Consider the following 23,076-nt stretch of genomic DNA (forward strand, 5'->3'; position numbering starts at 1 on the left):
GATATGATTCACTTCCTTCTCATTTATTCAGATTAAAGCTTCTACTCTTTTGGATAGTAACCGTTATTCCACTTTTCAATAAATTCATCAAAGAAGTGTTCATTTTCAAATTGTTTACTATCGTCATCTATTAATCCATCAATTCCCTTTATTATCTCTTCATTTTCTTTAGTAGGTTTATATTCTGTTTCAAGAAATGCATCTATTATATTTTCAATAAGGCCTATTCCAGTTATTCTACCTCCAAATGCTATAACATTTGCATTTAAATATTCCTTAGCATATTTTGCAGTACTTACATCTCTTACTAAGGCAGCTCTTATACCTTTAACTTTATTTGCAGAATTTGATATTCCTACTCCAGTTCCACATAAAACTATTCCAAGATCAGCTTTCTTTGCCGCAACTTTTTCAGCTGTCTTTTTTCCAAATATAGGATAATGTGTTCTTACAAAATCATAGGTACCATTATCTATAACCTCATGTCCTTTTGATTTTAAATACTGTGAAATTTTCATTTTAACGTCAGGAACTATATGATCACAACCAAGTGAAATTATCATTACTATTACCTCCCTATAATTTATAGCATCTTATTAAGCATATCAACTCTTATTTGGTGTCTTCCACCTGCATATTTTTCTTTTAAATATGCATCTACAATTGCTTCAGCTAATTTTTTTCCTACAATTCCAGCACCCAATGTGATCATATTAGCTGAGTTATGCTGGCTTGTCATCTTAGCTGAATGTTCATCTGAAACTTCTGCACAAATTATTCCTTTGTGCTTGCATCCCACCATAAATGATCCTGCACCATATTCATCTATTGCTATCCCTCTTTCAGCTTCTTTATCCAAAACTGATTCTGCAACTAATTTTGCTGATTGAAAAAGATTAAGTCCTTTTTCAGGTGTCTTATCAATAATTTCAAAACCCTTATTACTCAAATATTTTTTCAAATATTCTTTCAATTCAAAACCATCTGTATCAGATCCAATTGCTATTTTCATAAATTTTACCTCCTTGCAAGTTCTCAATATTTTCTTAAAACTTTTATATTATTATCTTCTATGGTATAATTTATTTGGTTTATATATAATTTAATTCATAGAAGATCATAATTTTCTATATTTATTTTATATTTTTAATCTCTATTCTTTGTAATATGAGATTATTTTTTTAATTAATTATATCTACTACTTTTTCATATTTTTGTTTTAATTTATCATCCATTTTTTTATCTGTAATCACTGCTGTTATATTTTTTAAATTATAAAAATTAAAAAAATCTTCTTTTTCTATCTTTGTGCTGTCGCATAGTATATATTTTTGTAATGCATTATCTAGTATTATTCTTTGACACACACCTTCTTCTTCATTTGAAGTTGTTATATTATAATTACAAATTCCATTAGTTCCAACAAAAGCAGTTTTAACTCTCATATTTTTTAAATTTTGATTAGTAAAACTTCCTACAAACACATCTGTGTGCAATCTATATCTTCCACCTACAAGTATAACTTCATATCTCTTATCATTTTTAAATTTTAAAAATACAGACATTGAGTTAGTTATAACTTTTACATATGAAACATTTAAATAATCATATATTAACTCACTAGTAGTACCAGGTCCTATATAAATAATGTCATTTTCCTGTATTCTCTCACTTGCAAGTTTTGCAATATGTCTTTTTTGTTCTATATTGATCTTTCTCTTTTCATTATTAGAAAGTTCCTTAAAATTATATTTATTTTCCTGTTTTACTTTCTTAGCTCCACCATAAATTCGACTCAGAAATCCTCTTTCCTCTAGAACTTTTAAATCTCTTCTTACAGTTATTTCTGTAACACCTAGTTCTTTATTTATATCGCTTATCTTTATGATGTTATTTCTATCAAGTATTTGTAGTATCTTTTGGAACCGTTCCTCTCTTAGCATAATATATTCCTCCATAAACTGTCACAACCAAATAATCAATAACTTCGGTTCACAATTATATGTTATCACTTTTTTATGTCATTTTCAATACTATTTGTGATTTATTTTATTCTTTTTATGTTCTATTTATGTTTTATATATTAAATATAATTTTCATATTGTATATTTACATTTAAGATATTCCTTAAAAAAGTTGCTTTAAAATAGAAATTAATTTCTATTTTAAAGCAACTTAACATCTTAGGAATTTATTATACTTACATACTTTTCATATTTTTCTTTTACAGCTTTATCTATATTTTTATCTGTTATTACAGCTGTTACATCATGTAAATTATAAAAGCTAAAGAAATCTTGTTTACCAATTTTGCTACTATCACAAAGTATATATTTTTGCAGTGCATTATCTAATATTATTCTTTGGCACACACCTTCTTCTTCATTTGAAGTTGTTATGCTGTCCCCACAAATTCCATTTGTACCAACAAATGCAGCTTTGACTCTCATATTTTTTAAATTTTCATTAGTAAAACTTCCTACAAACACATCTGTATGCAGTCGATACCTTCCACCTACAAGTATAATTTCATAATGTTCATTTTCTCTAAATTTTAGAAATACAGGCATTGAATTAGTTATAACCTTAATATATGAAACATTTAAATAATCATATATAAACTCATTTGTAGTACCAGGCCCTATATAAATAATATCATTTTCATGTATTCTTTCACTTGCAAGCTTTGCAATATATTTTTTTCTTCTATATTTATTTTTCTTTTCTCATTACTTGATAGTTCTTGAAATCTACTAATATTAGATTTTTCGACTTTCTTAGCACCACCATAAATTCTTTTAAGTAATCCTCTTTCTTCAAGAACTTTCAAATCTCTTCTAACAGTTATTTCAGTAACGCCTAGTTTTTTATTTATATCTGTTATTTTTATTATATTACTTTTATCAAGCATATCTAATATTTTTTGAAATCTTTCTTCCTTTAACATACTGTAATCCTCCACAAGTGATCACATAAGAAAGTCTTATTATTATATAATATATACTATCATTCTTTCGTAATGATTTCAATACTATTTATGATTTATAATATTAGTTTATTGAATTATTTTATTCTATTTTATATAGACATTATTATTCTGCCATAGCTTTTTCTTCTTTATATGCTTTATTACGTTTTTTCATCTCTCTAGCATACCAAACAAATAGAAGCGTATAAACTACAAGACCTATTAAAACATACAAACCTGTAGTAACATTACCAGTACTAAAAAATTTTCCTATATATATTGAAAGGAATTTTTCTACAGGTCCTTCACAAGTTGAATGTGATATAAGTGTAGACGCTGCCAATCCATTTGGAAATGCTCCAACTTGTTTTGCCAAATCAGTAACACAAGGTGCCATTGCAGTACCTGCCCATAAGAATATTGGTATTTCAAGCACTCCTATTAATATCATTCTTATCATCTTACCACGAGTAACTACTAACAGTGCTGGTGTTACTCCCATTGCTATAATACCACCTAATGGTAATAATCTATTTCCAGGTAAAAACATTGCCATTACAAGAAGTATAGGTGCCAATATATTAGCTACAGCCCATATTTCTGCTCTACCTGCTACAAAAGGCCAGTCAATTCCTATATTAAATGTCCTTCCAGATAATCTTTTACTTAAAAAGTCAGTTATACCTTGAGATAATGGCTCAACTGCTGCTATAAACCATGAACCTATTACAGAGAATAATTCCAAACATGTAGCACCTATAAATGACAAAGTAAATATCTGTATAGCACTTTGATGTCCTAACAAACCTACAAATACACCTAAATAAGCTCCTATGGCAAACTTACTTCCCCAAAATCCTATCTTATTATTAAGCTGTGCTGCATCGAAATCATATTTATCAAGAAATGGTAAAAATTTATCAATTAATTTATCAAAAACCATAATTATAGGATTCATCATATAATTCAAATGTGTAGTAGTTGTTGGATTACTATCTGGCATGTTCAAGAGATCATTGAAAGTTGGCTTCATCAAATCTGAATTTATTATCTTCAATATTCCAATAAATACTACAAATATTGTTGCAACTAATAAATTTTTTGAATAAAACATTATCAATATTCCACAAAATGCAGGATGCCATACATTAAATATATCTACATCAAGTGTATTAGTTTTGTTAAGTAAAAGCATTATAACATTAACAATTACAAGTATAAATAAAAAGAATAACGTATACATAGAACCCCATGTTATAGTTGCTACTGGAGCCCATCCTAAATCAGTTATAGATAAATTTATACCAGTAGATCTAACAAAAGCTTTCAGTGCATCAGAAAAATTAGTTGTCAAAAGTGAAATTATCTGTCCAATTCCAGTTAAAGCAATTGCAAGTTTAAGTCCTCCCTCAAGTGCTTTACTAACCTTTACACGCATTAAAATTGCCAAAATTGATAAAACTATGAACATCATTGGAGCTGCTCCTAAGTTTATCAACGGTTTAAAAATCGCATTGGAAAATTCAACAATTCCTCCCATTCCAATATATCTCCTCTCTATTTACGAAACTATTAATTTATTTTTAATTAGTTTAGTTTTTACCAATCTCTTTTATTGCTTCCTCAAGCTTATCAAAAACTGGTTTAGCCATAGAAGGAATCCTATACAATATAGGTCCTGCTTCAATAACTGGTATTTTAATATCAAATCCAACATCAACTTTTGTTATAGGAGTAAATATATCATATTTTGACACTAATTCCTCAGTTATATCTTTTACCATAACTGCATCTGCTTTAACATCATACCCCCTACTTTTCATCTCCTTTTCTACTGCATCTTTAATTTGATGGCTGGAATTTACTCCTGCACCACAAGCTGCTAAAATCTTTATCATTTTACATACCTCCATTTTATTTTATATTCAAAGATAGCAAATAATTATTTACTTTCTTTTTTACCAGTAATAAACTCATATAATTCTTTTTCATTATCTATTTGTTCTAGTTTGTCCATATTAGACTTTTTAGTTATAAAATCCATAATATTTGACAAAATATTAGTTTGAACTTCGTTTTCATTGTTTATAATAATAAACACATACTTTACATTCAATTCTTCATCTTGTGCTATCATATTTTTAAAATTTATCTCATTTTTAATCTTTACAAAAACAATGCATTTACTATTGCAGTATTCCCTTTCAGTATGAGGTATTGCCACATTATACTTTTGTCCCTCTACTACACTTAAATCAATTCCAGTAGGATAATTCTTTTCTCTTTCTATAATTGCACTTACAAAATTATCTTTTACTAATCCTTTTTTTATTAATTCATGACCAATTACTTCAAAAAGTTGATTGCTGTCCTTTACATCTTTTACATAAATTAAATCTTTTTTAAATAAATCGCTTATTTCATTTATCACTATGTCCTATCCTCCTATATATTTATGTATTATTTATGTTTGTATTTATTTCATTTCCTTTATCTATTTTATATATTATATCTATTTTGTATATTTGTCAATACTTTTATGTATTATTTATGTTTATTTTTGTATTATTTCTGTTTATTTATATTTAATATTCTATATAATTTATGATATTACTTTATTGAACTGTTATGTTCTATTATAAAATTTTATATTTTTTATATTTTATGGTAAAAATGTTTTAGTATAAATAAGCATTATAAATTTATCAAGTCTTAAATAATGCAATTAAGACTATATTTTATAGAATACACTACTATAACATCATTTTTTATAGTGAATTTGTAGCTAAACTATATCTATCTATATTTGAATAATATCTATGTATAATTTATAATTAAGAAGTTATATATACTGCTATATATAGTATATTGTTATTTTCTATATACTATATATAGTTTTTATAATGTTAAATCTAAAATTACAAAAAACGAGGAGGATATCCATTGAACTCTATAAGTGATATATTTAAAAGATATTATACAAAAGAGCTTGAAAGAGATAAAAGCAAAACAGTATATGATCTTTTTAAATGGAAAAAAGTCGATGTATTTTTAAAGGACCACAAAACAAACAAAGTTCTTGTAGATATGAAAGATCTTGAATTTCCAGAGCACTATTCTCAAAATTCCTGTGATATAATAGCTTCAAAATATTTCAGAAAAGCAGGAGTTCCTGGAAAACTTGGCTATGAAAATAGCATGCGATCTGTAGCAAACAGAATGGTAAACTTTTGGTGTCAAGCCTTAAAAGATGAAGGATTGATAACTACTGAAAATGAGGCACAAATATTCTATGACGAATGCGTATATGCCCTTTTAAATCAAATGTTTGCACCAAATTCTCCACAATGGTTCAATACCGGACTTAAACTTTCCTATGGCATAGACGGTGCAAAACAGGGAAATTATTATTTTGATGAAAATGAAAACAAGGTAGTTCCATGCAATGATAACTACACAAGAACACAGGCTTCTGCTTGTTTTATAATATCAATACAAGATAAACTACTTGGAGAACATTCTATATCAGATCAATTTGTTACAGAAACGAAATTGTTCAAAGGTGGTTCTGGAACTGGAAGTAACTTTTCAGCTATAAGAGCAAAAGGTGAAAAGCTATCTGGAGGAGGTGCTTCCTCTGGACTTATGAGTTTTTTAAAGGCTCTTGACAGAAATGCAGGTGCTATCAAATCAGGTGGTACCACAAGAAGAGCTGCAAAAATGGTATGTCTAGACGTAGATCATCCAGAAATTATGGATTTCATAACCTGGAAATCAAAAGAAGAAGACAAGGTAAGAGCTCTTGGTAAAATGGGTTATGATATGGACATAGACGGAGAAGCCTATGAAACAGTATCAGGACAAAACAGCAATAACTCAGTTAGGTTCTCCGACGACTTTATGAAAAAAGTTGAAAATTTAGATAAAAATGATAAAGCAACTATAGAATTAACTGGTCGAGTAGATCCAAAATTAACACGAAAAGAAAGTGTAAAAGCTATATGGGAAGCTTTTAATTATTCTGCATGGAAATGTGCCGATCCAGCTCCACAATTTTCTGATACATTTAATGCTTGGCATACTTGTCCTGCTGGAGAAGATGGAAATGTAAATGCAAGCTACAATAGAATAAACTCTACAAATCCATGTGGAGAATATGCATTTTTAGACGATACTTCCTGTAATCTTGCATCTATAAATATATACAAATTTTATGATGTTAACACAGGACATTTTGACATGGATGGATATCTTCATATAATACACTTAGCACAGTTAATACTAGAAGGATCTATACATTGGGGACAGTTTCCTACAAAAGATATTGCAAGAAGAACATATCTTTTTAGAACTACAGGACTTGGAGTATCAAATATGGCATCATTATTAATGGTCATGGGCTATCCTTATGATTCGGATAGGGCAAGAGCTCTTGCGTCATCTTTAATAGGAATACTAACTGGAGAATCCTACTACGTTTCCTCTCTTATGGCAAAACAAGTAGGTCCTTTTAAAAAATTTAAAATAAATAAACCATACATGATGAGAGTAATGAGAAATCATGCAAGAGCTGCTGGTGTAAATCTTGAAGAACTTACAAAAAACAGCAAAGTAAAATACAGCAATGAATTTGAAAATTTAAATTATGTTCCACTTAAAGTAAATCATAAACTTCTTGAAAGTGAAAATCTTGGATATATAGGTAAACAGCTTAAAAAAAGTTTTATAAATGCATTGAAAGGTGGAGAAACTTATGGATTTAGAAATGCTCAGGTTTCTGTAATTGCACCTACAGGCACAATATCTTTTGCAATGGACTGCGGAGCTACATCTATTGAACCTTTTTTCAGTCATATAGTGTATAAAAAGCTATCAGGCGGTGGATTTATGACCATAGTAAATCCTGTAATAAGGGCATCTTTAAAAAATTTAGGATACAACAATGAAGAAATACAGGACATCATAGACTATATAAGTGAAAAAGAAACTGTAACAGAAAATGGATTCACCTATGAAAAAATACTTGATGGTAAAATAGAAGGTGCTCCTCACTTAAAGGATAAAGACCTAGCAGTATTTGATACATCAAATAAATGCGGAAGTGGTGAAAGATACATAGACCCTATGGGACATGTAAAAATGGTAGCAGCTATAACACCTCTTATATCAGGTGCAGTATCAAAAACAGTAAATCTTCCAAAAAACGCTTCCGTAGAGGATTTCAAAAATGTTGTTTTATCATCATGGAAACTTGGTGTAAAAGGTATAACTTTATACAGAGATTCTTCAAAAGCTGCACAGCCTCTAAATACAACTCTTTCTAATACAAATGATGTAAAACTTGAAGACTTAACTTATAAGCAGCTTTTAGATGAAGTTTACAAACTTAAAAAGGGAATTAAATACTCAAAGAGAGAAAAACCTGTTGGAATAAGAACCGGAACAACACATCCAGCACAAATAGATGATGTGAAAATATATACTACAGTAAACAGACGCTCAAATGGTGAAATATCAGAAATATATATAACTACAGATAGAGAGGGAACTATAATAACTGGGCTTTTAAATTCACTATCCAAATCCATATCAGTAATGCTTCAGTATCATGTACCTCCTCAGGACATTTCCAGAATGCTGAGAGGTCAAAAATATGAGCCTTATGGATTTGTACAAAAACATCCATATATAAAATATGTATCTTCAATTTCAGATCTTATAAGTAAAGTTATTGATATAGAACTTGGAGATTTTTCAAGATGTGAAGTTAAACCCGAAAATTATGACAAGGATACAATCTCAAATTTAAATGAAGGTAGTACCCAAAATAATCGACCAATTGATTATTCTAAAATAAAGGTAACTAGAACAAAAGGTGAACGAGTATATGGATCAATATGTCCAACATGTTCAAGTAGTAGAATGGTGAGAAATGGAACTTGCATGGTTTGTCTTGATTGTGGATCAACTACAGGATGCAGTTAATTCAGCTAATAGTTAATAATTAAGCAGCTAGGTTATTTTTTATAACTTAGCTGCTTTTAAATTCTACTAATGTATAAAAAAAAAGCCTTCATGGGGGATCATGAGGCTAATAGGGGATATTATTTAATAAAACTATGTTTTATTACGAAAATATAATATCATTAATTTAAATTTTTGTCAATATATTGTTTTAAAATGTGAATTTTATATAATATTGTCATTTACAATATAAATACTCTAATTATTCAGTAGCAGACAATATACTTTAAAATAATACTATCTCTTTTTATTTTTAACTCTGTTTGGCTTAGGCTTTGGTCTTATCTTTATATCCTTCTTTTTATTTCTCGTATTTACATTCATAGTACCATTATGTAAATCTAGAAACCATAAAAACAAGATTACAAAAAGTGCACTTGAAGTATACTGAATTATAGGATTAACTGAAGCCGTTTTAGTAGCTACTTCAATTATACTAGGTATTAAAAAAACTATTATTGATAAAGTAAGAATTATCTTTTTATTTGGATTAAACTTTACAAGCACATATTTTTTTAATACAGCATAAAAAAATACAAATATTAGAGATATAAATATAAGTTGAATTATTAGATTTTTCCAGAACATCAAAATTCCCCCTTAATTATTGTGTTTACACAATCATAATTTTATCCTATTAACAATAATTATTCAAATTAAAAACTGTATAAAATTTATTCGGGGAGTTCCTAATTTTAAAAATTTTATTATAAATCAAGATTTACTATAGTCCTACCTATTAGTTTTCCTTTTAGAATATCTTCTATTTTTGCATCTAAACCACTTAAGCTTATTTCCTCAAATTTTAAATTTGAACTATCTAGTTTCCATTCATTTGAAAGTAACTCCCATAACTTTAATCTTAACTTTCTAGGACACTTAACTGAATCTATTCCAAGAAGAGATACTCCTCTTAGTATAAATGGATATACTGTTGTTGAAAGTTCTGGAGATGCAACATTTCCACATGAAGTTACACTTCCACCATATTTAGTAGATTTAAGTGCTGTTGCTAAAATATTTCCACCAACTGTGTCTATTACTCCAGCCCATCTTCCTTTTAAAAGAGCTTTTCCAGATTTATCATCTATATCTTTCCTTAAAACTATATCTTTTGCTCCCATTTTTACTAATATATCTTTCGCCTCAGGTTTACCAGTAGCAGCAATAACACTATATCCTATTTTGCTTAGAATATTTACTGCCATACTTCCTACTCCTCCAGTTGCACCAGATACTAATATATCTCCATCAGATGGAGTAACCCCTGATGTTGTCAGTTTATACACAGATAAAGCTGCTGTAAAACCTGCAGTCCCATATATCATACTTTCTTTCATTGAAAGGCCTTTAGGCAATTTGACTACCCATTCAACAGGTACCCTTATATACTGTCCAAAACCACCTGAAGTATTCATACCTAAATCATAGCCTGTAACTATTACCTGATCTCCAACTTTAAATTTCTCACTTAAGCTTTCAACAACAACTCCAGCAGCATCTATCCCTGGTGTATGAGGATACTTTCGCGTTACTCCTCTGTTTCCAATTGCTGAAAGAGCATCTTTATAATTTAAAGATGAATACTTTACATTAATTAACACATCTCCATCAGGAAGACTAGAAATATCTTTATCTACAATTTCCCTTGAATAAGTATTGTTTTCATGTTCACTTACTACCATAGCTTTAAACTTTTTGCCTATCATTAATTTAAATTCCCCTTTCCAAAATAATAGTTTGATATAAAACCAATTATATTCTCAAAATAGTTTTGTGTCAAACTATTTTATTTAGAATGCATTGACTTACACTTTCTCTAAGTATTATAATTTACATAATTACTTTAAATATATACTTAAATCTAAAAGTTGAGGTTTTTATATGGATGATAGATATATAGTACATTTTATAAGCAGAACTAGAAAAAAGATGCTAAATTTCATCAAGGAAAAGTTAATTGAGGAAAATTTAGATGGACTGATTCCTTCACATGGGAATGTCCTCACCGCATTATATGAAAATAACGGAAAATTAACAATGAAGAAAATTGCTGAAATAACTAAAAAAGATAAATCAACAATAACTCCATTGATTAACAAATTATTAGAACTTGGATATATAATAAAAGTAAAAGATGAAAAAGATAAAAGAGTTACTTATATAATACTTACGGAGAAAGGAAAAGAAATAAAAGGCAAGTATAACACTATTTCAAATGAAGTATATAATACTGCCTATAAAAACTTTTCAGAAGAAGAAAAAGAAATATTTTTAAAATTACTAAAGAAAATGAATAATAACTTTAATTCAAATTCATAAGTTCAATTTCATCAGAGAAGTACAGTTTTTTATCAGTGATTTAAAACTGTACTTTTATTTTTAAAAATTTTCACTTGAGATAAAATTGCTCCTGTTAGCATAAGTACACATCCTATAAACTCTCTAGTTCCCATAGTTTCCCCAAGAATTAAAAATCCTCCAATAGCAGCAAATACAGTTTCCATGCTCATTATAATTGAAGCATAAGTTGGATCGGCACCTTTTTGCCCCAATATCTGAAGTGTATAGGCAATACCAACGGACATTATGCCTCCATATAATATAGGTACTGATGCTTGGACTATTCCATGAACATCTATTCTCTCCATTAGCAAAGCTATTATTGTACTAAAAACTGCACAAGTTACAAATTGATAAAAAGCAAGCTTTATAGAATCCACTCTATTTACAAAATGATCTATTACAAGTATCTGAGATGCAAATAAAAAAGCAGATATAAGTTCTAAAAAGTCACTATAAGACATTGAAATTCCATTTTTAATAGATAGAAGATAAAGTCCAACTGTGGCTACAATTGCACCTATAAATGAATTTATATTTATATGCCTATTTAAAAACACTCCAATCATAGGAACAATTACTATGTAAAGTCCTGTTATAAACGCAGCTTTACCAGCTGTGGTTTCCTGTAAACCAACCTGTTGAAAAGATGATGCTAAGAATAAAAGAATTCCTGATATAATTCCAGCTTTAATAACTTCCTTTTCACTTCCTTTTTTAGGATTGTCTTTAAATAAAAATATAATTGGAATAAGTGACATACTTCCAAGTATAAATCTTACAGCGTTAAATGTATATGGTCCTACAAAATCCATTCCTACTCTCTGTGCTACAAAAGCAAAGCCCCATATTGCAGCTGTAATTAATAAAATAATATTTGATCTAATTGCTCTATTTTTCAAATATCTCTCCCCCTCTCAACAAATATTATATATTTTTATATAAATAAATAATAGGTTGAATTTAAGCTTCAACCTATTACTTTACCAAAATATCATACTAATTATATATAACCTACTAGAATATATATTTTTCTCCTGGCTTTCTAGTAAATACTGTAACATCATCAATTTCCTTCTGCTGACATATAAATCTTGTCATCCTCTCTACTCCAAATCCAGCTCCTGCAGTTTTTGGAATCTTTCCCTGTTTTGCAAGTTCTATATAATTTCTAAATAAATTTTGGTCTACATCAAGCTCTTCCATTCTCTCAATAATTCTATCATATTTATATTCTCTTTCTCCACCGCTTAAACCTTCTACATAGCCCATTGGCCATATCAAATCATAGTTTCTATATGTGCCTCTATTTTCAAGATCCTCAGCATCATAGAACTCTCTTTTATGGTTTATAAGCCAGAATGGCTGTGTAGCCTTTTTAGATGCAATTGCCTCGAAGTCATCTCCATATTTCGCCTTTAATTCCTGTGTAGTATATCTTTTAAATGGAGTAGTTATATCAAGATGAGAAGTTCCAATTCCTAAAGCTTTAAATTCTTCCTTGCATTCTTTTTTTACAAAATCAAATACATATTTCATTAATCCTTCTTCAAATTCAAATATAGTATCCATAGTAGCATTTTTAAATTCAAGATCAACTTGTGTAAACTCAAATAGATGTCTTGTATCTCCCTCTTCATCTTTTTCTAGTCTTACATTAGGTGATACTATATATATCTTGTCCAAATAAGGGCTTGAAAGCATTATCTGCTTGTGAAATATCATCGATTTCATTATATCGAATTTCTGCCCTTCATATGTTATATTACATTCCTCTACATCGTGATTTAGAGTATCTGTAATAGGTGCTACCATAAGTGGCATTACTCTTGTTACTCCCTTTGAATACATATATTCATCTACTGCTTTTAAAACTGCCTGCTGTATCCTCAATATATATGGTAATTCTTTTCTTGAAAGTTTCTTTACCGCTTTATCTAAAAGTTTTAATTCTTCTTCTCTTTCTTCGTGTTTTGCTGTAAGTTCCATAAAATACATCCTCCTAATACCAAATGCAATAATGTTTTCAATTTTTGTTTTTAAATTTCATTGTCCCATTAGCAATATAATAATACTTTTTAGATTAAATCGCAAGTTTAATAACAAATATTTATATTATTTATTAATATTTCAATTGATAGTTATATATTTTTTATAATTAAAAATTTTTTCTTAGTGATAACGTTTACCATTATTAATTTAATAAAACTTTCTGTTATAATATATAATAATAGTTTAAGTATGTGATAAAATAAGTTAAAATATAATTAAGTTTACTGTGTTAAAAATTTTTCTTATCTTTCTGATTTATAGAAATTATTATTTAAACGAATTAAAACAGTAATTCTGTATTGATTATATTACATATAAGGAGTGTTTTTGTATGAATTCAAATTTAAAGGTTAATGGACTTGATGATCTTGATATCCAAATTCTAGATATAATGATTAAAGATTCAAGAACTCCTTTTCTTGAAATAGCTAGACGATGTCATGTTAGTGGTGGAACTATACATGTCAGGATGAAAAAAATGGAAGATATGAATATAATAAAGGGAACAAAACTCATAATAGATAATTCAAAATTAGGTTATGATGTATGTTGTTTCATAGGAGTTTATCTTGATAGAGCAAAAAACTTCAATGAAGTATTAGAAGAAATGAGAGCTATAAAAGAAATAGTAGAACTTCACTATACAACTGGAGATTATTCAATATTTATAAAAGTAATATGTAAAAATATAGCTGATCTCCAAAATCTATTAATAAATAAAATACAAGCAATAGATGGAATACAGAGAACAAATACTTTTATATCATTATACCAACCTATAGACAGAAGTATTCAAATAGATCTAAATAATGTAAATAAAGATAATAAAAATAAATCTAAATAATTTTTATTTATAATTTAATCCCCAATTGCACATAATATACTCGATAAATTAAAAAGGAGATGTAGTTTATGAAAGCATTAGATTTTACAGCTCTCATATTAGTTGTCATAGGTGCAATAAATTGGGGATTAATTGGATTTTTTAGATATGATTTAATTGCATCCTTATTTGGCACAATGTCTGCTATATCAAGGACCATATATGCAATTGTAGGAATCTGTGGTCTTTACTCAATATCATTTTTAGGCAGGGACAGAGATAGAACAACAGATGAGGCATAAATCGCAATTGTAATTTATTTATAAAATAATTATAGGAAGGCACAACTTGCCTTCCTATAATTATTATTTTAAATTTTTCTTTATTCCTCTATCAAGTGAATTTACATAATCTATAAATTCATATACATCTTCTCCAAAATAACTACTAAACTTTTTAAGCTCTTCTAAAGACAATTCCTCTATTGCCTTATTTTCCTGTTCACAATATAAAACTATCTCTCCTATTACCTTGTGAGCATCTCTAAATGCCATACCTTTATGTACAAGATAGTCTGCAGCTTCTGTTGCATTTAAGAACCCTGATTTTACAGCATTAAACATGTTTTCTTTATTTACCTTAAGAGTAGATAACATACCCTTCATTACATTTAGACAACTTAAAACTGTATCTGAGGCATCAAAAAATTTCTCTTTATCTTCCTGCATATCTTTGTTGTAAGCAAGCGGAATTCCCTTCATAATAGTCAAAAATGCCATTAAATCTCCATAAACCCTTCCTGTCTTTCCCCTTATAAGTTCTGCTGCATCAGGATTTTTCTTCTGAGGCATTATACTGCTTCCAGTTGAAAATTCATCGTCTATAGTGACAAAGCCAAACTCTTTACTGCTCCATAGTATTAACTCTTCACTTAATCTGCTAAGATGCATCATTATTATTGAAAAACAGGAAATCATCTCTATTGCATAATCTCTATCACTAACTCCATCTAAAAAATTATCTACAGGTTTTTTAAATCCAAGTTCCTTTGCAGTAAAATCTCTATCTATATCATAAGTTGTACCTGCAAGAGCACAACATCCAAGAGGACTTTCATCTAGTATTTCCCTGGCATTTATAAGTCTTTTTTTATCCCTTGAAAACATACTGTAATATGCCATCATATGATGTTTAAAAGTTACAACTTGAGCTCTTTGAAGATGAGTATATCCAGGCATTATAAAATTGTTATCATCTGCAAGCTTTTTAATTACAGCATTTAAACTTTCTATAGTTTCTATAACTTCTTTTGCTTTATTTTTAGCATATAATCTAAAATCAACAGCTACTTGATCATTTCTACTTCTTGAAGTGTGCAATTTTTTAGCTACTTGACCTATTCTATCTATAAGCTTACTTTCTACAAAGCTGTGAATATCTTCATAGTCACCTTCAATTTTAAGTTTACCACTTTCGATATCCGAAAGTATTGACTTTAACCCTTCTAATATTAAATCTTTATCTTCCTCAGATAAAATATTACACTTAGCAAGCATTTTAACATGTGCCATGCTTCCAGTTATATCCTCTTTGTAAAGTACCTTATCAAAACCAAGAGAACTATTAAAATCCTCCATTAATTTGCTTTCTGACTTTTTAAATCTTCCTCCCCATAATTTCATATAGATTTATTTCCTTCCTTTTCCTTTTTATCTGCCATAGCTTTTATTTTGCTTGGAAGACTGAATATGTTTATAAATCCAGCTGCATCTTTATGATCATAGAGTTCACTTGCACCAAAAGAAGATATATCTTTATCATACAGTGGATTTTTAGCATCTATACCTGCATTTATAATATTTCCCTTATATATTTTAAGCTTAACAGTACCTGTTACATTTTTCTGAGTAGATTCTACAAATGCATCAAGTGCCTCTCTAAGTGGGCTAAACCACAATCCATCATATACAAGTTCTGCGTACTTATTAGATACAAGCTGTTTGTAGTGATATGTGTTCTTATCAAGAGTAAGTCTTTCAAGACATCTATGTGCAGCATAGAGTACAGTTCCTCCTGGAGTTTCATAAACTCCTCTTGACTTCATTCCAACAAGTCTGTTTTCCACTATATCTATAACTCCTACACCATTTTGTCCACCTATTTTATTCAATTCAGTCAAGAGTTCTACAGGTCCCATTTCTTTTCCGTTTAATTTCTTTGGAACTCCTTTTTCAAAATAAATTTCTACATATTCTGGAACATCTTTTGCTTTCTCCATAGGTGTAGTCATTGAATACATATCTCTTTTATGTTCATTAGTTGGATCTTCAATATCTCCACCTTCATGACTTACATGCCATATATTTTTATCTTCTGAATATATTTTTTTCTTTGTTACAGTTATTTCAACACCTTTTGAATTTGCATAATCTATTGCATCTTCTCTTGATTTTATATCCCATATTCTCCATGGAGCAATTATCTTTATTGAAGGATCAAAACAAGCTATTCCAACCTCAAAACGTACTTGGTCATTTCCCTTTCCAGTGCATCCGTGTGCTATATACTTAGCTCCTTCATTGTGGGCAATTTCAACTAATTTTTTAGACATAAGAGGTCTTGCAAGAGAAGTACCTAACATATATTCATCTTCATATAGTAAATGTGCTTTTACAGCTTTAAAAATATAATCTTTTACAAACTCCTCTTTTAAATCTTCTACATAAACTTTTACAGCTCCAGTTTTAATTGCCTTTGCTTTTATTTTTTCAAAGTCATCTTCCTGTCCTACATCTATACAAACAGCTATAACATCCAAATCATAATTTTCTTTAAGCCATGGAATTATAATAGAAGTATCCAAACCTCCTGAATATGCTAAAACCACTTTATCTTTCATAATACTACCCCCATCTTTTTTTAACTTTCTTTTATATAAATTAATCTATGGGATTTAAAATCTCATATTAAATTTCACTAATTTTTATACATAAATTATATTATAATTATACATACAATATTATAATTATGCAATACTTTTTTATATGTTATTTAAAATAAATTCTCCAATCATTCATTTGTGTAAAGGTTTATAGGCAAACATATGCTATTTTAGTATTAATGAATAATAAATATTTTAATTTATTTTATGCATATTTATAAACCAATAGGCAAATTTGCCCATTGGCTTGTAAATTAAAACTCTTATTCTATATATTCAAACTTTACATATTTCTATACTTTTCCATTGTTTTTTTAAATAATTCTGCTGTAGACGGTGGAGTATAGCAAATTGCATTAGCACCTGCTTCAATAGTTTCTCTTATACTTTTCTCATCTTTTCCCCCTGTTGCCATTATAGGAAATGTTGGAAATTTATTTCTTATACTTCTAACAAGAGATGCTGTATTTTTACCTGCAGACACATTTAAAATAGAAACTCCAGCATCTATCCTCTTTTGAATGTCATCTTTTTCTGAAACAACTGTTACAATAATTGGTATATCAATTGAATCATTCATAGCCTCTATAACTTCATTTGATGTAGGACTATTTACAACAACTCCCATGGCTCCAGTAAACTCTGCATTTAGTGCTAAGTTTATAACTCTTTTTCCCATAGTAAGTCCACCACCTACACCACAAAAAATAGGAACATCTGACGCAGCAACAAGTGCTTCAGTTATAACAGATTGTGGAGTAAATGGATATACAGCAAACACTGCATCTGCATCTATATTCTTTATAACTGCAATATCAGTTGTAAAAGCAAATGATTTTATTCTCTTTCCAAAAACTTTAATTCCAGTTGCCTGTCTAATTACACTTGGAACATTTATCATATGGCCTCTTAATGTGCCATTTATTTGAGGAACGTATTTATTTGCTTTTTTATTAATTTTTTCCATAATACTATCTCCTAAAACTAACTGATATACTTTATAGATATATTTTATATTAATTTTTACAAATATTCCACAACAATTTAGCTACTGAATAAATTTAATTATAATTACTCATTCAAAAAAATATCTTCTGCTATATTAACTGTTTCCTTCGCATCTCTTGCATAAAAATCTGCTCCTATCATATCTGCATATTCTTGATTTAAAACTGCACCTCCAACTACTACTTTACAATTAAGACCGCTTTTTCTAATTTCATCTATTGTCTTTTTCATATTTACAACAGTAGTAGTCATAAGTGCACTAAGTCCTACAAGTTTTATATCATTCTCTCTTATTGCATTTATTACTTTTTCTATGTCCACATTTTTTCCAAGATCTATAACCTCAAATCCATAGTTTTCAAGAAGAACCTTAACTATATTCTTTCCTATATCATGTACATCCCCCTTAACTGTTGCCACAACTACCTTACCCTTTGAAATAGTGCTATGTCCACCCTCTAATATTTTCTTCTTTATAACTTGAAAGGATTTTTTTACAGTTTCTGCAGACTGTATAAGTTGAGGAAGAAATATTTCTCTAGTTTCATATTTTTCTCCTACTTTATCTAAAGCCGGAATTATATATGAATTCACTACTTCAAGAGGCTCTTTTGATTTTAACAACTCTTCTGATGCTTTCATTGCTCTATCTTCTATGCCATCTATAATTATTTGCCTTAAGTCATAGGATTCATATGTCTTAGTTTCATTCTTATCTTTTTTCTCGTCTTCTTTTTTATCCACAGTGTTGATAACTTCTCTATTCTTATTATCTTCCTTTGGCATATTTTTATACTTTTCTATAAAATTCTTACTATCTTTATCTCTATTTGCAAGTACTTCAAAGGCAGCTATAGTATCTTTCATACCTTGGTCATTAGGATTCATTATAGGCAAATCAAGCCCTGCCTGAAGTGCCATAAGCAAAAATGTTCTATTTAAAAGTTTTCTATTTGGAAGTCCAAAAGATACATTGCTAACTCCGAGAACAGTTTTAGCTCCAAGCTCTTCTCTTATCATCTTAACTGCCTTTATTGTTTCCATAACTTCCTTTTGCTGTGCTGAAACTGTAAGTGCCAAGCAGTCAAATATTATATCTTTCTTTGAAATGCCAAACTCTTTAGCTCTGCTTATTATTTTCTTTGCTATTTCAAACCTTTTCTCAGCTGTAGTTGGTATTCCCTCTTCGTCTAGTGTAAGTGCTATTACACATCCACCGTATTTTTTCACTATAGGAAAAACAGCATTCATTTTTTCCTCTTTACCATCTACTGAATTTATAAGGGGTTTTCCTCTATATATCCTTACAGCTGCCTCTAAAACCTCAGGATCTGGACTGTCTATACTTATTGGAAGATAGGATACTTTTTGTATGGCAGTTATGGCCTTTTTCATCATCTCAATCTCATTTATCTCAGGAAGCCCTACATTTAACTCCAATATATCTGCCCCTTCATTCTTTTGCAAAACAGCCTGTTTACATATATAATCCGTACTTCCTCTTTTCAACTCTTCTTTATATTTAGGTTTTCCTGTAGGATTTATTCTCTCGCCTACAATTTTAACCCTATCCCCTATAATTACAGTTTTATTACCTGATGTTACTGCAGTATAGTCCTTCTTTTCTATTTTTAAAGGACTTAGTCCATCTACTGCTCCTATAACAGATTTTATAAATTCAGGATTTGTTCCACAGCATCCGCCAAGTATTCTGACGCCTTTTTTTGCCATATTCCTCATATATTTTGAAAATTCAGCTTCGCCTACATCATAGTAAGTTTCACATCCATTGTACTTTGGCATACCTGCATTAGGTTGAACCATTACAGGAACAGAAGAATACTGTAAAATTTCAGAAACTATGCTTTGAATATCTTTAGGTCCAACTGAACAATTCACTCCAAGTACATCCACTCCAAGCCCCTCTAATACAAATACCATAGTCTTTGGATCAGTTCCCATAAGAGCTGTTCCATTTTCTTGAAAAGTCATAGTACAAAATACAGGAAGAGAGCTATTTTCCTTAACTGCAAGTACAGCTGCTTTTGCCTCATATATATCCATCATAGTTTCAATTAATACTAAATCTACTCCCTCTCTCTCAGCAATAACTACCTGTTTTTTAAAAAGCTTGTATGCAGTTTCAAAGCTGAGATTTCCTGTAGGCTCCATAATTTGACCTATAGGACCCATATCTAAGGCTACAAATTTATCTTTCCTACCTTTCACAGCATCTTTTGCAATCCTTATGCCTGCCTCAATTGCTTCCTCTTCAGTATATCGAGAATTTATAAACTTCAATTCATTTGCCCCAAAAGTATTAGTTGTTATAATGTCAGAGCCTGCATCTAAATATGCCTCATGTATTTTTCTTATTGTATCTCCATGAGTCATATTTAATACTTCAGGAAGCTCTCCTGCTTTGAGTCCAGATTTTTGAAGCATAGTACCCATAGCCCCATCAAAAAATATAAATTTATCTTTAAACTTTTCCATAAAATCATTAAAAATCATTAAATTCACCCCTTACCAAACTACAGATTATTTACTATATAATCAACAGCAGTTAAATTATTCATAGTATAAATATGAACTCCATCTACAGCATTTTTAGCTAGATCTCTTGTTTGATTTAAACTATACTCTAATCCAGCTTTAAAAAAGTCTTCCTCATTATCACCATATTTATCAATAATTTTTATAAGTTCATTTGGCAAACTTGCTCCTCCAAGTGAACTCATATTCTTAAGCTGTCTTACCTTTGTAACAGGCATTATACCAATTATAATAGGTATATTTATACCTAACTTCTCTATTTTCTCTCTGAATCTATAAAAATAACCATTATCAAAAAAGAACTGAGTTATTAAAAAATCAACACCACATTCTACTTTTTGTTTTAAATAAAGTATATCTTTCTCAAAACTTTCTGATTCACTATGACCTTCTGGATATGTAGCTGCTGCAATACAAATATCTTGTCTTTTTGAAAGATATTTTACTAAATCTTTAGCATATTTATATTTTAAATTTTGGTTTTTATTAATACCTCTAGCAATATCTCCTCTAAGTGCAAGTACATTATTTACTCCCCCATCTATGAGAGAATTCACATATTGTTCTATTTCACTTTCAGTAGAGTTTATACAAGTTAAATGTGAAAGCACTTCTATTCCATATTTCTTCTTTATATAAAGTGCCGCTTTTAAGGATCCTTTCTTACTTCTTCCAGCAGCTCCATAGGTAACACTTATAAAATCTGGTGACATTTTATTTAAATGTTGGATTTTATTTTCAAATGCAGGTACGCTTTCTTTATTTCTTGGTGGTATTACTTCAAAAGAAAGTATAAATTTTTTCTCATTTAATATAGACTTTATGCTCATAAATTCTCTCCTTATAAAAGTTTAATTAAAAAAGCTGCTTTTTAAGAAAAGCAGCCTGAATCCTATTTTCTTCAGAATGTTTTCTTATCTTCCAGAATTGTTTACTATCCTGTAGGAATTAACACCACTACATGTATAACATGTTGGTTGTCGGGTTTCTCAGGGCCAGTCCCTCCACCTCTCTTGATAAGAACAAATTATTCAATTATAGTTTATTTAATGCTAATACTTTTTAATTTAATTGTCAATATAAATATAAAATTTAATTTTATACATATTGACAATCAAAGTATTTTAGTATAACATACTGTATTAATTAAATAGAATCTTATCAAGAGTGACAGAGGGATAGGCCCAATGATGTCCGACAACCAGCATTTTTCATTTGAATGTATGGTGTTAATTCCTACAGATTTTTTCTGAAAGATAAGAAAAATAGCGTGAATAAAAAAGTTGTTTTTCTTATAAAACAGCTTTTTTTATTGTCTTATATTTCTAATCACTTAAAATCTAGTTAGATATTAGTTAAAATAAGATTTTATTTAACAAATTAATTAGTGAAAAGGATGAGTACAATGCCAATAAATATACCTAATGATCTACCAGCTTCTGACATATTAAAATCTGAAAATATATTTGTAATGAACGAAAAACGCGCAACAACTCAAGATATAAGACCACTTAACATAGTTATATTAAACCTTATGCCTATTAAAACCGTCACGGAAACTCAACTTTTAAGATTACTTGGAAATTCTCCACTTCAAGTTGACATAACCCTAATATATCCTAAATCTCATAGGTCTAAAAATACTTCTGAGGAGTATCTATTTAAGTATTACCAAACCTTTGATGAAATAAAAGATAGAAAATTTGACGGTATGATAATAACAGGTGCACCTGTAGAAACCTTAAAATTTGAAGATGTGGACTACTGGGATGAACTTACAGAAATAATGGATTGGTCGTTGAAAAATGTATTTTCAACTTTTCATATATGTTGGGGAGCTCAAGCTGGTTTATATCACCACTTTAAAATTCCAAAATACCCTTTAGAAAAAAAATTATCTGGAGTATTTCAACATACAATAACCAAGAGAAACATAAAACTTTTAAGAGGATTTGACGATATATTTTATGCTCCTCATTCAAGATATACTTACACAAAAAAAGAAGACATAAAAAAAGTACCTGAACTTTATATACTATCAGAATCTAATGAAGCAGGAGTTTACATTGTATCTACAAAAGCTGGTCGTCAAATATTTGTTACAGGGCACTCAGAATATGACACACTTACATTAAAATCAGAATACGAAAGGGACATTAAAAGCAATCTTAACCCAGAGATTCCAAAGCACTATTTTCCAGATGATGATGTTACAAAACAGCCTCTATCAACATGGAAAGCACATGCTAACTTATTATTTTTAAACTGGCTCAATTACTATGTATACCAAGAAACACCATATGACTTAAATAAACTATAATTATAAAATAAAAAAACTAAGAATTTCTAAAAGTAAAATAG

22 protein-coding genes and 2 riboswitches are annotated in these 23,076 nt (G+C 29.2%); of the genes, 5 read left to right on the forward strand and 17 right to left on the reverse strand.

Annotated elements, in window-relative coordinates; genetic code table 11:
* Window positions 1–41 precede the first annotated feature (41 nt).
* From lacB to H2684_RS02085, 8 genes are all read right to left on the reverse strand, one after another.
* A complete protein-coding gene (lacB, locus tag H2684_RS02055; RefSeq protein ID WP_182087680.1) occupies window positions 42–563 on the reverse strand; it encodes a galactose-6-phosphate isomerase subunit LacB in 522 nt (173 codons plus the stop codon).
* A gap of 20 nt (window positions 564–583) precedes the next feature.
* Window positions 584–1,012, reverse strand: coding sequence for a galactose-6-phosphate isomerase subunit LacA (gene lacA, locus H2684_RS02060; protein WP_182087681.1), 429 nt, complete (start codon window positions 1,010–1,012; stop codon window positions 584–586).
* Between the two features lie 169 nt (window positions 1,013–1,181).
* A complete protein-coding gene (locus H2684_RS02065) occupies window positions 1,182–1,943 on the reverse strand; it encodes a DeoR/GlpR family DNA-binding transcription regulator (RefSeq protein WP_182087682.1) in 762 nt (253 codons plus the stop codon).
* A gap of 240 nt (window positions 1,944–2,183) precedes the next feature.
* Entirely contained in the window at window positions 2,184–2,693 is a 510-nt protein-coding gene (locus H2684_RS02070; RefSeq protein ID WP_347707506.1) for a hypothetical protein, read from the reverse strand.
* Window positions 2,642–2,947, reverse strand: coding sequence for a DeoR family transcriptional regulator (locus H2684_RS12450; protein WP_347707500.1), 306 nt, complete (start codon window positions 2,945–2,947; stop codon window positions 2,642–2,644). The genes H2684_RS02070 and H2684_RS12450 overlap by 52 nt, the downstream gene beginning before the upstream one ends.
* 145 nt (window positions 2,948–3,092) lie before the next feature.
* Window positions 3,093–4,508, reverse strand: a complete 1,416-nt coding sequence (locus tag H2684_RS02075; RefSeq protein WP_182087683.1) for a PTS galactitol transporter subunit IIC — start codon at window positions 4,506–4,508, stop codon at window positions 3,093–3,095.
* A gap of 52 nt (window positions 4,509–4,560) precedes the next feature.
* On the reverse strand, window positions 4,561–4,866 hold the full coding sequence (locus H2684_RS02080) for a PTS sugar transporter subunit IIB (protein ID WP_182087684.1): 306 nt from the start codon (window positions 4,864–4,866) through the stop codon (window positions 4,561–4,563).
* 44 nt (window positions 4,867–4,910) lie between these two features.
* On the reverse strand, window positions 4,911–5,399 hold the full coding sequence (locus tag H2684_RS02085; protein WP_182087685.1) for a PTS sugar transporter subunit IIA: 489 nt from the start codon (window positions 5,397–5,399) through the stop codon (window positions 4,911–4,913).
* A 512-nt stretch (window positions 5,400–5,911) separates the two neighbouring features.
* Between H2684_RS02085 and H2684_RS02090 the strand changes: the two genes are divergently transcribed.
* Entirely contained in the window at window positions 5,912–8,953 is a 3,042-nt protein-coding gene (locus H2684_RS02090; protein WP_182087686.1) for a vitamin B12-dependent ribonucleotide reductase, read from the forward strand.
* A 276-nt stretch (window positions 8,954–9,229) separates the two neighbouring features.
* Here H2684_RS02090 and H2684_RS02095 read toward each other — a convergent pair whose 3' ends face one another.
* Window positions 9,230–9,580 (reverse strand): hypothetical protein, encoded by a 351-nt coding sequence (locus tag H2684_RS02095; protein WP_182087687.1) that lies wholly within the window; start codon window positions 9,578–9,580, stop codon window positions 9,230–9,232.
* A gap of 119 nt (window positions 9,581–9,699) precedes the next feature.
* A complete protein-coding gene (locus H2684_RS02100; RefSeq protein WP_182087688.1) occupies window positions 9,700–10,701 on the reverse strand; it encodes a YhdH/YhfP family quinone oxidoreductase in 1,002 nt (333 codons plus the stop codon).
* A 175-nt stretch (window positions 10,702–10,876) separates the two neighbouring features.
* Between H2684_RS02100 and H2684_RS02105 the strand changes: the two genes are divergently transcribed.
* Window positions 10,877–11,314 (forward strand): MarR family transcriptional regulator, encoded by a 438-nt coding sequence (locus tag H2684_RS02105; RefSeq protein ID WP_182087689.1) that lies wholly within the window; start codon window positions 10,877–10,879, stop codon window positions 11,312–11,314.
* 32 nt (window positions 11,315–11,346) lie between these two features.
* On the opposite strand, the gene H2684_RS02110 is transcribed toward H2684_RS02105, so the two are convergent.
* Both H2684_RS02110 and H2684_RS02115 read right to left on the reverse strand, forming a co-directional pair.
* Window positions 11,347–12,237 (reverse strand): DMT family transporter, encoded by an 891-nt coding sequence (locus H2684_RS02110; protein ID WP_182087690.1) that lies wholly within the window; start codon window positions 12,235–12,237, stop codon window positions 11,347–11,349.
* A gap of 115 nt (window positions 12,238–12,352) precedes the next feature.
* The gene (locus H2684_RS02115) at window positions 12,353–13,324 is read right to left on the reverse strand and encodes an asparagine synthetase A (RefSeq protein ID WP_182087691.1); all 972 of its coding nucleotides are present in this window, start codon (window positions 13,322–13,324) and stop codon (window positions 12,353–12,355) included.
* A 394-nt stretch (window positions 13,325–13,718) separates the two neighbouring features.
* On the opposite strand from H2684_RS02115, the gene H2684_RS02120 reads away from it, so the two are divergent.
* Window positions 13,719–14,231 carry an Lrp/AsnC ligand binding domain-containing protein gene (locus H2684_RS02120; RefSeq protein ID WP_182087692.1) on the forward strand — a complete coding sequence of 171 codons (513 nt, stop codon included), beginning with the start codon at window positions 13,719–13,721 and terminating at the stop codon, window positions 14,229–14,231.
* A gap of 68 nt (window positions 14,232–14,299) precedes the next feature.
* A complete protein-coding gene (locus H2684_RS02125) occupies window positions 14,300–14,512 on the forward strand; it encodes a DUF378 domain-containing protein (RefSeq protein WP_182087693.1) in 213 nt (70 codons plus the stop codon).
* A 63-nt stretch (window positions 14,513–14,575) separates the two neighbouring features.
* Here the strand turns inward: H2684_RS02125 and argH are convergent, their stop codons facing one another.
* From argH to metF, 5 genes are all read right to left on the reverse strand, one after another.
* Window positions 14,576–15,892: an argininosuccinate lyase gene (argH, locus tag H2684_RS02130; protein WP_182087694.1), complete on the reverse strand. Its 1,317-nt coding sequence runs from the start codon at window positions 15,890–15,892 to the stop codon at window positions 14,576–14,578.
* The gene (locus tag H2684_RS02135) at window positions 15,889–17,109 is read right to left on the reverse strand and encodes an argininosuccinate synthase (RefSeq protein WP_182087695.1); all 1,221 of its coding nucleotides are present in this window, start codon (window positions 17,107–17,109) and stop codon (window positions 15,889–15,891) included. Before H2684_RS02135 ends, argH begins: the two co-directional genes overlap by 4 nt.
* Window positions 17,110–17,434: 325 nt before the next feature.
* Window positions 17,435–18,118 (reverse strand): hydrolase, encoded by a 684-nt coding sequence (locus tag H2684_RS02140; protein ID WP_182087696.1) that lies wholly within the window; start codon window positions 18,116–18,118, stop codon window positions 17,435–17,437.
* Between the two features lie 104 nt (window positions 18,119–18,222).
* A complete protein-coding gene (locus H2684_RS02145; protein WP_182087697.1) occupies window positions 18,223–20,673 on the reverse strand; it encodes a homocysteine S-methyltransferase family protein in 2,451 nt (816 codons plus the stop codon).
* A 20-nt stretch (window positions 20,674–20,693) separates the two neighbouring features.
* Window positions 20,694–21,545: a methylenetetrahydrofolate reductase [NAD(P)H] gene (metF, locus tag H2684_RS02150; RefSeq protein ID WP_182087698.1), complete on the reverse strand. Its 852-nt coding sequence runs from the start codon at window positions 21,543–21,545 to the stop codon at window positions 20,694–20,696.
* Between the two features lie 81 nt (window positions 21,546–21,626).
* A riboswitch (SAM riboswitch) is annotated at window positions 21,627–21,738 on the reverse strand.
* A 132-nt stretch (window positions 21,739–21,870) separates the two neighbouring features.
* Window positions 21,871–21,978, forward strand: a riboswitch (SAM riboswitch).
* 142 nt (window positions 21,979–22,120) lie between these two features.
* On the opposite strand from metF, the gene metA reads away from it, so the two are divergent.
* Window positions 22,121–23,035, forward strand: coding sequence for a homoserine O-succinyltransferase (metA, locus tag H2684_RS02155; protein ID WP_182087699.1), 915 nt, complete (start codon window positions 22,121–22,123; stop codon window positions 23,033–23,035).
* The last annotated feature ends 41 nt before the right edge of the window (window positions 23,036–23,076 follow it).

It is taken from the genome of Clostridium sp. cel8, assembly GCF_014050525.1.
Lineage (GTDB): Bacteria > Bacillota > Clostridia > Clostridiales > Clostridiaceae > Clostridium_B.